This window comes from Pseudonocardia sp. D17 (genome assembly GCF_036984265.1).
Lineage (GTDB): Bacteria > Actinomycetota > Actinomycetes > Mycobacteriales > Pseudonocardiaceae > Pseudonocardia > Pseudonocardia benzenivorans.
Window position 1 is genome coordinate 16,823 of the sequence record NZ_BPRG01000014.1, and the last position, 11,933, is coordinate 28,755.

The 11,933-nt window shown below is 75.6% G+C and carries 8 protein-coding genes; 6 read left to right on the forward strand and 2 right to left on the reverse strand.

What is annotated here, in order from left to right:
• Window positions 1-62 precede the first annotated feature (62 nt).
• Window positions 63-1,292, reverse strand: a complete 1,230-nt coding sequence (locus tag PSD17_RS02310; RefSeq protein WP_013673124.1) for an acetyl-CoA C-acetyltransferase — start codon at window positions 1,290-1,292, stop codon at window positions 63-65.
• A gap of 130 nt (window positions 1,293-1,422) precedes the next feature.
• Here PSD17_RS02310 and PSD17_RS02315 point away from each other — a divergent pair, with 130 nt between their 5' ends.
• The 3 genes from PSD17_RS02315 to PSD17_RS02325 all read left to right on the forward strand — a co-directional run bounded on the left by PSD17_RS02315 (window position 1,423) and on the right by PSD17_RS02325 (window position 3,730).
• A complete protein-coding gene (locus PSD17_RS02315; RefSeq protein WP_013673125.1) occupies window positions 1,423-1,878 on the forward strand; it encodes a pyridoxamine 5'-phosphate oxidase family protein in 456 nt (151 codons plus the stop codon).
• A gap of 165 nt (window positions 1,879-2,043) precedes the next feature.
• Complete coding sequence (locus PSD17_RS02320; protein ID WP_103384642.1) at window positions 2,044-2,403, forward strand: YciI family protein; 360 nt, start codon at window positions 2,044-2,046, stop codon at window positions 2,401-2,403.
• 19 nt (window positions 2,404-2,422) lie between these two features.
• Window positions 2,423-3,730 carry an RNA polymerase sigma factor gene (locus tag PSD17_RS02325; RefSeq protein ID WP_339121213.1) on the forward strand — a complete coding sequence of 436 codons (1,308 nt, stop codon included), beginning with the start codon at window positions 2,423-2,425 and terminating at the stop codon, window positions 3,728-3,730.
• On the opposite strand, the gene PSD17_RS02330 is transcribed toward PSD17_RS02325, so the two are convergent.
• Window positions 3,724-4,914, reverse strand: coding sequence for a sigma-70 family RNA polymerase sigma factor (locus PSD17_RS02330; RefSeq protein ID WP_339121215.1), 1,191 nt, complete (start codon window positions 4,912-4,914; stop codon window positions 3,724-3,726). The two genes, PSD17_RS02325 and PSD17_RS02330, sit on opposite strands and share 7 nt — an antisense overlap.
• A gap of 385 nt (window positions 4,915-5,299) precedes the next feature.
• Here PSD17_RS02330 and PSD17_RS02335 point away from each other — a divergent pair, with 385 nt between their 5' ends.
• From PSD17_RS02335 to PSD17_RS02345, 3 genes are all read left to right on the forward strand, one after another.
• Window positions 5,300-9,211, forward strand: coding sequence for a WD40 repeat domain-containing protein (locus PSD17_RS02335; RefSeq protein WP_339121217.1), 3,912 nt, complete (start codon window positions 5,300-5,302; stop codon window positions 9,209-9,211).
• A 61-nt stretch (window positions 9,212-9,272) separates the two neighbouring features.
• Window positions 9,273-10,643: a cystathionine beta-synthase gene (locus PSD17_RS02340; RefSeq protein ID WP_013673130.1), complete on the forward strand. Its 1,371-nt coding sequence runs from the start codon at window positions 9,273-9,275 to the stop codon at window positions 10,641-10,643.
• 29 nt (window positions 10,644-10,672) lie between these two features.
• The gene (locus PSD17_RS02345; protein WP_339121219.1) at window positions 10,673-11,821 is read left to right on the forward strand and encodes a cystathionine gamma-synthase; all 1,149 of its coding nucleotides are present in this window, start codon (window positions 10,673-10,675) and stop codon (window positions 11,819-11,821) included.
• Window positions 11,822-11,933 lie beyond the last annotated feature (112 nt).

An 11,933-nucleotide genomic window follows, 5' to 3' on the forward strand; every position in this document is an offset into this window, starting at 1 on the left:
CCGGGTCCGCGGCGCTCGCCGTTTCCGGGGCCGGTTCCTCGGGTCAGTGGTCGCTCACGGGCTCAGCTCAGGCGCTCGAAGATGATCGCCATGCCCTGGCCGCCGCCGACGCACATCGTCTCCAGGCCGATCGTCCTGTCCTTGGCCTTGAGCCCGTTGAGCAGCGTCGTCGTGATGCGGGCGCCGGTCATGCCGAACGGGTGACCGACGGCGATCGCGCCGCCGTGCACGTTGAGCTTGTCGTTCTCCAGCGGGTCGATGCCCAGGTGCCGCGCCGACGGGATGACCTGCGCGGCGAACGCCTCGTTGATCTCGACGAGGTCGACGTCGTCGATGGTCATGCCGGCGCGGGCCAGCGCCTGCCGGCTCGCCTCGATCGGGCCCAGGCCCATGATCTCCGGCGACAGGGCCGTCACGCCGGTCGCGACGATCCGGGCGAGCGGGGTGAGGCCCAGGTCGCGGGCCCGGGTGTCGGACATGACGACCAGCGCGGCGGCGCCGTCGTTGAGCGGGCAGCAGTTGCCGGCGGTGACGCGGCCGTCGGGCCGGAAGACCGGCTTGAGCCCGGCGACGCCCTCGTAGGTGACGCCGGCGCGGGGACCGTCGTCGGCGGAGACGACCGTGCCGTCAGGCAGCGTGACGGGCGTGATCTCGCGCGCGTAGAAGCCGTCGGCGATGGCCTGCTCGGCGAGGTTCTGCGAGCGGACGCCGAAGCGGTCCATGTCCTCGCGGCTGACGTTCTCCAGCCGCGCGACGTTCTCCGCGGTCTGGCCCATCGCGATGTAGACGTCGGGGAGTCGGCCCTCGGTGCGCGGGTCGACCCACATGTCGGCGCCCGTCGCGGCGACGTCCGCGGTGCGGGCCTCCGCGTCGGCGAAGATCGGGTTGTGCGTGTCGGGCAGGCTGTCGGAGCTGCCCTTGGCGAAGCGCGACACCGTCTCCACGCCCGCGGAGACGAACACGTCGCCCTCGCCCGCGCGGATCGCGTGCAGCGCCATCCGCGTGGTCTGGACCGACGACGAGCAGTACCGCGTCACCGTGGTGCCCGGCACGGTGTCGAGCCCGAGCTCGACGGCGACCGCGCGGGCCATGTTGAAGCCCTGCTCGCCGCCGGGCAGGCCGCAGCCGAGCATGAGGTCGTCGATCGTCGCCGGGTCGAGGCCCGGCACCTGGGCGAGCGCGGCGGAGATGATCTGCGCCGCGAGGTCGTCGGGGCGGATCGTGGTGAGCGACCCCTTCCCGGCGCGACCGATCGGGGAACGGGCGGCGGCGACGATGACGGCCTCGGGCATCGGGAGAGCTCCTCGGGTAGGACGGTTGGCCGGGTGCGTCTCGGTCTCGTCACGAAACCGATGTGACGCCGAGCGTGCCTCTCCACTCTGCCTGACGGGAACTGTCAGTGATGTACCCGACGATGTCGTCATGACCTCGTGGAACGACGTCGAAGAGGCGGAGCCGCAGTTCGCCGCGCGCGTCCGGGCGATCCTGGTCGCCCGCAAGCACCTCACCATCGCGACCCTGCGCGCCGACGGGTCGCCGCGCATCAGCGGGATCGAGGTGGAGTTCGCCGACGGGCAGCTCGGCTTCGGGTCGATGCCGAACGCGCGCAAGGGCGCGGACCTGCTGCGCGACCCCCGGTTCGCACTGCACAGCGCCACGGTCGACCCGCCGGAGGGCGCCCCCGCGCAGTGGCCCGGGGAGGCCAAGCTCGCCGGGCGGGCGCGCTGCACGGGCGCCCTCGACGGCCCGGCGCCGGGGCTGGCGTTCGTCGCGGACGTGCAGGAGGTCGTGCACACGCACCTCAACGAGGCGGGCGACCGGCTGGTCGTCGAGTTCTGGCACCCGGGCAGGGGGCTGCGCCGGGTCGAACGGGAGTGAGCCGCGGGTCGGCGCCTTCCCGGGCCCCGGGTGACCGGTCCCGGCCGTGTCGATTCCGGCTTGTCGATTCCGGCTTGTCGGTTGCGGCTTGTCGATTCCGGGGGAGGCCGATCGTCGTCATGCTGTGCGGCACCCCGCCGCACGGCACGCACGAGGAGGACGACCGTGAAGTACATGCTGCTCATCTACTCGACCGAGCCGGCCCAGGCCCCCGACCCGGCCGTCCTGGCCCCGATGATGAAGGCCTACGAGGACTTCACCAAGGCCGTCCACGACGCGGGCGTCTGGCTCGCGGGCGACGCGCTGCAGGGCCGGGCGAGCGCGACGTCGGTCCGGGTCGACGACGCCGGCACCCGGCTGGTCACCGACGGGCCCTACGCCGAGACCCGTGAGGTCCTCGGCGGCTACTACCTGCTCGACGTCCCCGACCTCGACGCGGCGCTCGACTGGGCGGCCCGCTGCCCGGGGTCGCAGAACGGCGGCACGATCGAGGTGCGGCCGATCCGCGAGTTCGCCGCGAGCTGACCGCACCGGATCAGCGCAGATGGACGACGGGGCAGCCGTCGCCGGGGTGGAGGCCGTGTTCCGGGAGGAGCACGGCCGCCTCCTCGCGACGCTCGTGCACGGCTTCGGCGACCTCGATCTCGCCGAGGAGGTCGCGGCCGACGCGGTCGAGGCGGCGCTGCTGCACTGGCCGCGCGAGGGCGTGCCGCGGCGGCCCGGCGCCTGGCTGCTGACGACGGCACGGCGCAAGGCCGTCGACCGGCTGCGCCGCGACCGGGCCTACGCCGCCCGGCTGGCCCTGTTGCGGGCCGACGCCGAGCGGGCCGACCCCGCGCCCCCGCCCACGCCGGGCGACGACGACATCCCCGACGAGCGGCTCCGGCTCTTCTTCGCCTGCTGCCATCCGGCGCTCCCGATGGAGGCCCGCACCGCGCTCACCCTGCGCTGCCTCGGCGGGATGGACACCCCGCAGGTGGCGCGCCTGTTCATGGTGCCCACCGCGACGATGGCCCAGCGCATCGTCCGGGCGAAGCGCAAGATCCGCGAGGCGCGCATCCCGTTCCGGGTCCCCGCGGCCGACGAGCTGGCCGACCGGCTCCCGGGCGTCCTGCACGTCCTCTATCTCGTCTTCACCGAGGGCTACGCGGCGGGAACGGGCGCTGCGCTGCAACGTCTCGACCTCGCCGACGAGGCGATCCGGCTGACCCGCATCCTGCTGCGGCTGTTGCCCGACGAGCGGGAGGTGGCCGGGCTGCTGGCGCTGATGCTGCTCGTCGACGCGCGCCGGGACGCCCGGGTCGACGCCGAGGGCGCGCTCGTCCTGCTCGACGACCAGGACCGCGGCCGCTGGGACGGCGACCGCATCGAGGAGGGACGGACCCTCGTCGTCCGGGCGCTCACGGGCGGGCCGCCCGGCCCCTACGGCGTGCAGGCCGCGATCGCCGCCCTGCACGTCGAGGCCGCCGACGTCGCGACGACCGACTGGCCGCAGATCGTCGCGCTCTACGACGTGCTGGACCGGCTCGCGCCGTCGCCCGCGGTGGCGCTCAACCGCGCTGTCGCCGTCGCGATGCGCGACGGGCCCGCGGCGGGTCTGGCGCTGCTCGACGACCTGCGCGACGAGCCTCGCCTGCAGGGGCGGCACCTGCTGCCGGCGGCCCGGGCCGACCTGCTGCGCCGGCTCGGCCGGACCGAGGAGTCGGCCGCGGAGTACCGGGCGGCGCTGACGCACGTCGACAACGGCGTGGAGCGGGAGTTCCTCGCCCGCAGGCTCGCCGCGCTGGGCGGGGACGGGCTGGGCGGGACGGGCAGGGCGGAGCGGCACGGTGACCGGGCGGGGGATCAGTAGCCGAGCTCGGTCGCCCAGCCGCGCAGCTTCTGCATCGCGCGGTGCTGCGCGACGCGGACGGCGCCCGCCGTCATACCGACGAGCTCGGCGGTCTCGTCGGCGGAGTAGCCGAGGCCGAGGCGGTAGACCATGATCTTGCGGGTGCTGTCGGGGAGGCGGTCGAGCATCCCCGAGATGCGGCTCGCGACGTCGCCGCGCAGTGCCTCGTGCTCGGGCCCACCGGACATGTCGGCCCCCTCGGGCACCTCGTCGGTCGCGATCGTGCGGTCGCGGCGGGCGGCGCGGAACGTGTCGGCGATCTTGTTCTGGGCGATGCCGTAGACGAAGGCCATGAACGGGTTGCGCGTCCGGTCGAAGCCCGGCAGCGCCCGGCAGACCGCGACCATGACCTCCTGGGCGACGTCCTCCGGCCCGGACAACCCGACGCGGCCCGCGCCCAGGTGCGACCGGCAGTAGCGCACCACCAACGGGTTGACCAGGATCAACAGTTCGCGCAGCGCGATCTTGTCGCCGTCGGCGGCCTTGCGGGCCCAGCCGTCGATGAGCGCGTCGTCGCGGCCGCGCGGGGTGTCCGGGGGCCGGGGGCCGTCGCCGCCACCACCACCGGTGGGAGGCGGGGCCTCGTCGTCGGCCGCCTGCCCACCGCGGCGGTCGGGGGCGTCGGGCGCGTCGGGGCCGTCGGGGATGTAGGGGCCGTCGGGGGTGTCGGTGCGCGCGTCGTCGGGCCTCGTGGGGTCGTCGCGCGGGCCCTCGGGACCGCCGCCGCGGGCGCCCGGGGCGGCGCCGGCGGGCCTTCCGGCCCCGGCGTGCGGCCGGGCACGGCCCGGTGGACGGGTCCGCCTCTCGACGGGTCCGGTGCCCGAGGAAGCGTGTCGGGGGCCGGTCGAGGTACCGGCGCCGGCGCGTCCCCCGCGCGCGCCGGCGTCGGTGTCGGTGGGGCCGCCCGCGTGCTGCGGCCGACCCGGACCTGGTTCGGGGTCCGCGAGGTCGGGTTCTGCCGGACGGGGCCGCTCGGCCGGACGGCGCCGTCCGGTGCCACCCGTCCGGCCGGTGCCGGCCGCGGACGACCCCGGCCGGGAGCGTCGGGCCGTGCGGAACCGGGCGCGGCCGTCGGGCCGCGGCCGGCTGGAGTCGGGATCGGGATCATCGGGGTCGTCCGAGTCCTGTCCGCCGATCGGGTGCACCGGCGGGCCACCTACCCTTCTTCGTTCTCGGTGGCACGAAGACCGCGGCGGGGCGAACCTCGGGTGGGTCCGGGCCCCGCGGCGCCCGGCGGTGGTCGGGCGCCGCGGGAGTCGCGGACCGCACTCCGGCGGGTGGTCGTCCCGACACGCAGTGGGTGAGCTGCTCACGCCGGAGGCGTGCCGTCCGCGGTGTGCCCCCCGTGGACGCCCCAGGCGTGAGGGGCCGAAGCGTAGCGGGTCGAGCACTCGTTCGGGAACGAGACATCCTTTCGGGACGCCGACCCGTACAGATTCGTACAGCGCGTATACGCCGTTCGGGCCCGCACGCTCAGCGCCGTAGGATCGCCGACCACGATCCGCCGGAGGGAGCGCGATGGTCCACGACGTGCCGGGAAGCGGCCCGGGCCGCCCCGAGCGAGCCGACCCGGACCGTGTCACCGACCGCGCCTCCTTCGTCACCGAGCTGCAGCTGCTCAAGGACCGCAGCGGGCTCAGCTTCCGCGACATCATGCGAGGCACGGGCGCCGGTGACGGGCACCCGCTGCCCTTCACCTCGATCCGCGACTACGTCAGCGGGACCTCCCTGCCCCCCGCCGAGCGGCTCGTCCGCATCGTCCGCGCGTGCGGCGAGGCCGAGACCGCGGCTCGCTGGGAGGCCGCGCTGCGCCGGGTCCGTGACTCCGAACGCGACGCCCGTGCCGCCCGCCCGGACGAGGAACGGGCTCGGCACCTGTCGGTTCGGCCAGTGACACCGTGCCCCTATCGGGGCCTCGCCTCCTACCGGACGGAGGACGCCGCGTTCTTCCACGGGCGGGAACGGCTGCTCGCCGAACTGCTGCGCCGGCTCGCTCCGGCCGCCGAACACGGGGGGATGCTGACGGTCGTCGGCCCGTCGGGGGCGGGGAAGTCGTCGTTGCTGCACGCGGGCCTCGTCCCGGCGCTGCATCGCGGCGACCTGCCGCCGCCGGGCGCGGGACGTTGGTACGTGGGCGCCCTCGACGCGGGCCCCGACACCCTCGCCGACCTCGACGCCCATCGTGCGGCGGCCGGCGGTGCGCCGACGGTCCTGGTCGTCGACCGGGTCGAGCAGCTGTACACCGACGCCGTGCCCGCCGCGACGCGGAGCGCGATCCTGGACCGGCTCGCCGAGACCGCCCGGCCCGCACCCGGCGACGGGCCGCCCGTCGTCGTCGTGCTGGGGCTGCGCGCCGACTTCTACGCGCGGGCGCTGTCGGACCGGCACCTGCTGCACGCCCTGTCGGCGGCGCAGGTGACCGTCGGCCCGATGACGGAGGACGAGCTGCGCGAGGTCGTCGTCGCACCCGCCCGCGACGTCGGCGTGCAGGTCGAGGACGGGCTGACCGAGCTGCTGCTCGCCGAGCTGCGCGCGGGTGTGCCCGCCGGCTCGGGCACCCGTGCCGCGGACACCCACGCCGCCGCGACCCTGCCGCTGCTCTCGCACGCGCTGGCGACGACGTGGGAGCGCGGTGGCGCCCGGATGACCGTCGCCGCCTACCGGGAGGGCGGCGGGCTCCGGGAGGCCGTCGCGAGCTCGGCGGAGCAGGTGTGGACGGCGTTGCCCGCCGCGGAGCGCGCCGTCGCCCGCCGGGTGTTCCTGCGGCTCGTGCGCAGCACCCCCGACCTGGCCGACACCCGCCGCCGGGCCGCCCGCGAGGAGCTGCTCGGGCCGCCGGGGGAGGAGGACGCCGCGGTCGCCGGCGTCGTCGCGCGGTTCGCCGAGGCGCGGCTGCTGACGTTGGACGCCGAGGCCGTCGAGATCGCCCACGAGGTGCTGCTGCGCGCGTGGCCGCGGCTGGCCGGCTGGCTCGACGACGACCGGGCCGCGCGCGCCGCCCGCGGCCGGCTGACCGAGGGCGCCCGGCTCTGGCAGGACACCGGTCGTGACGACGGCGCCCTGCTGCGGGGACGCGTCCTCGACGACGTGCAGGACGCCGCCGCGGGGGAGGACCTGCTGCCGCGCGAGGCCGAGTTCCTGCGGGCCAGCCTCGCGCGCCGGGACCGCGAACGGGCGGTCGAGCTGCGCCGCGCCCGCCGGCTCCGGCGCGGGCTCGCGGTGCTCGTGGTGGTGAGCGTCGTGGCGGTGAGCGCACTCGGCGTCGCCGTGGCGGAGTGGGTCGCGGCGTCGAGGGCGCGTGACACCGCGACCTCGCGCGAGCTCGCCGTCGAGGCGGACACCCTGCGCGCGACCGACCCGAACCTGGCGATGCAGTTCGCCCTCGCCGCGTACGCGACGTCGCCGACCGACGCCGCCCGCTCGAGCGTGCTGGAGTCGTCGACCACGTCGACCGCCACCCGGCTGCTCTCGCCCGCGGGGACGGCGAGGCAGGCTGCGTGGACCGCCGACGGCCGCACCATGCTCACCGTCGACGCCGCGGAGGGCTCGGCCGACGCAGCACTGCAGCGCTGGGACGTCACGGGCACCGGCACGCCGGTCGCGGCGGGCGGACCCGTCGGCACCGGTCAGCCCGGTGCCGACTACGCGTTGGCCGTCAGCCCCGACGGGCGGCTCGCCGCGACGGCGGGGACCGCCGGGACCGTGCGGCTGTGGGACGTGGCCGCGGACGGCGCCCCGCGGCCGCTGGGGCCCGCCGCGGCGGCACCCGGCGGAACGGTGTACGGCCTCGCGTTCTCCCCCGACGGCGCGGTGCTCGCCGCCGCGACCGCCGACGGGTCCGTCCTGCTCTGGAGCCTGGCGGACCCCGCACGCCCGGTCGCCGCGGGGCCGTCGGTCGCGACCGGTGGCGGGCCGGTCCGGGCGATCGCGTTCGCGCCCACCGGGCGGCTGCTCGCCACCGGGCAGACCGACGGCGGTGTCCGGCTCTGGGACGTCGCCGACCCGGCCGCCCCCACACCCGTCGGCGCGCCGCTGCCGGCGGGCCGCACGGTCTTCGCGCTGGCCTTCACCCCCGACGGCACCCGGCTGGCCGCGGCGGGCCTGTCGCGGACCGTCAGCCTCTGGGACGTCGCCGACCCTGCGGACCCGATGCCCGTCGGCTCCCCGCTCGCCGGCCCGACGGCGCAGGTCAACAGCCTCGCCGTGAGCCCCGACGGATCGACGATCGCGGCCGCCTCGTCCGACGACCGGGTGTGGACGTGGGACCTGCGGACCGGCGCCCCGGCCGGGACCAGGCCGCACCCGTCGACGGTCACCCAGGTCGGCTACGACGGGGGACGCCTGGTCACCGTCGGCGGCGACGGCACGATCAGGTTCTGGGACGCGGGCGACGCGCGCCTCACCGACCCGCACGACACGGTCTTCGCGCTCGACTGGTCGGCCGACGGGCGCTCGGTGGCCCTCGGCGTCGGCGGCACGGCGAAGAACGTGCGGATCTGGGACGTCACCGACCCCCGGGCACCCGCGGCGCTGACCCCGGCACTGACCGCCGCCGCCGGCGCACCCGGGCTGTCCGGCTCGGTGGCCCGCAGCCCCGACGGGCGGGTCGTCGCCTCCGGCGCGACCGACGGCGGCGTCGTGCTGTGGGACGTCGGGCCGGACGGTGCCGTGCCCAGGCCGCAACCGCTGCCCGGCGACGGCGCGCTCGTCGAACAGCTGGAGTGGAGCCCCGACGGCCGGACCCTGGCGGTCGCGGGCGACGACGACGCGGTCCGCCTCTTCGACATGACGCGCCCGACGTCGCCCCTGGTCGCGACGCTGACCGGGCCGCACAGCTACGTCTTCGGGGCCGCGTGGAGCCCCGACTCGCACCTGCTCGCCGCGGTGTCGGCGGACACGACCGTCCGGATCTGGGATGTCGCCGACCCCGCGCGACCCCGGCAGCTCGGCGACGCGGTGGCCACGGGCTCCGGGTACGCCTACTCCGTCGCCTTCAGCCCCGACGGCCACACGCTGGCGACGGGGACGGCCGACAAGACGGTCCGGCTGTGGGACGTCGCCGACCCCGCGCACCCGACGCCGGTGGGCGAGCCGTTGACCGGGCCGGGCAACACCGTCTTCGGGCTCGCCTACAGCCCCGACGGCCGGCTGGTCGCCGCCGGCAGCGGTGACGGGACCGTCCGGATCTGGGACGTCACCGATCCGGCGTCGCCGACCACCTGGGCGACGTTGCACGGCGGGTTCACCGCCGCGGTGTGGGCCGTGGGCTTCAGCCCCGACGGCAGCCGGCTCGCCGCCGCGGGCGCCGACGGCGTCGTCCGGCTGTGGGACGTCGACGTCGCCCGGGACCTGGCCGCGGTGTGCGCGGCCACGGGCGACCCGGTCACGCGCGCGGAGTGGACGCGGTTCCTGCCCGACACCCCGTACCGCCCGCCGTGCTGATCCGCCCCCGCGACGTGCCCTGACCGTCCGGGCGCGCCGCGGAAGGTGCGACGATGACGCCATGCGTTACGTCGAACACGTCTCCGAGCTGGTCGGCAACACCCCGCTGGTCGCGCTCGGCCGGGTGAGCGCGGGGATCGACGTCCCGGTGCTGGCCAAGGTCGAGTACTTCAACCCGGGCGGCAGCGTGAAGGACCGCATCGCGCTCAAGATGATCGACGCCGCCGAGGAGTCGGGTGAGCTGCGTCCGGGCGGGACGATCGTCGAGCCGACGTCGGGAAACACCGGCGTGGGGCTGGCGATGATCGCCCAGCGGCGCGGCTACCGCTGCGTGTTCGTCTGCCCCGACAAGGTCGGCGAGGACAAGCGCAACGTCCTGAAGGCCTACGGGGCCGAGGTCGTGGTCTGCCCGACGGCCGTCGAGCCCGACCACCCGGACTCCTACTACAGCGTGTCCGACCGGCTGGTCTCCGAGATCGACGGCGCCTGGAAGCCCAACCAGTACGCCAACCGCAACAACCCCGCGTCCCACTACGCCTCGACCGGCCCCGAGCTGTGGGAGCAGACGGAGGGGCGGATCACCCACTTCGTCGCGGGCATCGGGACCGGCGGGACGATCAGTGGCACCGGCCGCTACCTCAAGGAGGTGTCCGACGGGCGGGTCCGCGTGATCGGCGCCGACCCCGTCGGCTCGGTCTACAGCGGTGGTACCGGGCGTCCGTACCTGGTCGAGGGCGTCGGCGAGGACTTCTGGCCGACGACCTACGACAAGGACATCTGCGACGAGATCATCGCCGTCTCCGACGCCGACTCCTTCGCGATGACGCGGCGGCTGGCCCGGGAGGAGGCGCTGCTCGTCGGCGGCTCCTGCGGGATGGCCGTCGTCGCCGCGCTGCAGGTCGCCGCGGCGGCCCCGGCCGACTCCGTCGTCGTCGTGCTGCTTCCCGACGGCGGCCGCGGCTACCTGGGCAAGGTCTTCAACGACGCCTGGATGTCGGGCTACGGCTTCCTGCCGCCGACCGAGGGCGCCACCGTCGGCGACGTGCTGCGCCGCAAGGACGGCTCGATCCCGGACCTCGTGCACGCCCACCCGAACGAGACCGTCGCCGACGCCGTGCACTACCTGCGCGAGTTCCACGTCTCGCAGATGCCCGTCGTGCGCGCCGAACCGCCGGTGATGGCGGCCGAGGTGGCGGGCGCGGTCGTCGAACGCGACCTGCTCGACGCGCTGTTCGCCGGGCGCGCGCAGCTCACCGACCGGTTGGAGAAGCACATGTCGCCGCCGCTGCCGACCCTCGGCTCCGGGGAGGCGCTGGAGAGCGCGATGAGCGCGTTCGTCTCCGCCGACGCCGCGCTCGTGCTCGTCGACGGGCGTCCCGCGGGTGTGGTGACGCGATCGGACGTGCTCGCGTTCCTGGGCTCGCTGCACTGACCGTGCGCCTGCGCGCGTAGCGTGCCGGTATGCGCGGCTTCTCCACCAACGCCATCCACGCGGGCCAGGAGCCCGATCCGACGACCGGGGCGGTCATCGTCCCGATCCACCCGTCGTCGACCTTCGCCCAGGACGGCGTGGGCGGCACCCGCAACGGCTACGAGTACTCCCGCAGCGCCAACCCCACCCGGACGGCGCTGCAGGAGTGTCTGGCCGCGCTCGAGGGCGGCCGGCACGCCTTCGCGTTCGGGTCCGGCATGGGTGCCTCTGACGTGCTGCTGCGCGTCCTCGTCCGCCCGGGTGACCACGTCGTCATCCCGCACGACGCCTACGGCGGCACGTTCCGGCTCGTCGACAAGGTCCTGACCCAGTGGGGCGTCGAGTACTCGACGGTCGACCTCGCCGACGTCGACGCGCTGCGCGCCGCGCTGCGGCCGACGACGAGGGTCGTGTGGTGCGAGACGCCGACCAACCCGCTGCTGGGCGTCGCCGACATCGCCGCGCTGGCCGACGTGACCCGCGGGACCGAGGCGCGGCTCGTCGTCGACAACACGTTCGCCTCGCCCTACCTGCAGACCCCGCTGGCACTGGGCGCCGACGTCGTCCTGCACTCGACGACCAAGTACGTCGGCGGGCACTCCGACGTCGTCGGCGGGGCCCTGGTGACCAGCGACGACGGGCTCGCCGAGCAGCTCGCGTTCACCCAGAACTCGGTCGGCTCGGTACCCGGCCCGTTCGACACCTGGCTCACCCTGCGCGGGGTGAAGACGCTCGCGGTGCGCATGGAGCGGCACTGCGACAACGCCGAGCGCGTCGCCGAGATGCTCGCCGCGCACCCCGCCGTCTCCCAGGTCTGCTACCCGGGGCTGGAGTCCCACCCGGGCCACGAGGTGGCCGCCAAGCAGATGCGCCGGTTCGGCGGGATGGTGTCGTTCCGCGTCGCCGCCGGGCGGGAGGCCGCGCTCGCCGTGTGCGCCGGGACCGAGATCTTCACCCTGGCGGAGTCGCTCGGCGGCGTGGAGTCGCTGATCGAGCACCCGGGCGCGATGACGCACGCGTCGGTCGCGGGCTCGGCGCTCGAGGTGCCCGACGACCTGGTCCGGCTCTCGGTCGGCATCGAGGACGTCGACGACCTGCTGGAGGACCTGCGCGGCGCCCTGACCCGGATCCGATCCTGACCCGGATCCGATCCTGACCCGGATCCCGTCCGGAGCCCTGCTCGACGCCTAGTGCCTCGATCGAGAACGTTGGCGTTGTAACCCGGCTGCGGTGATCGGCTGAGAGGCTGTC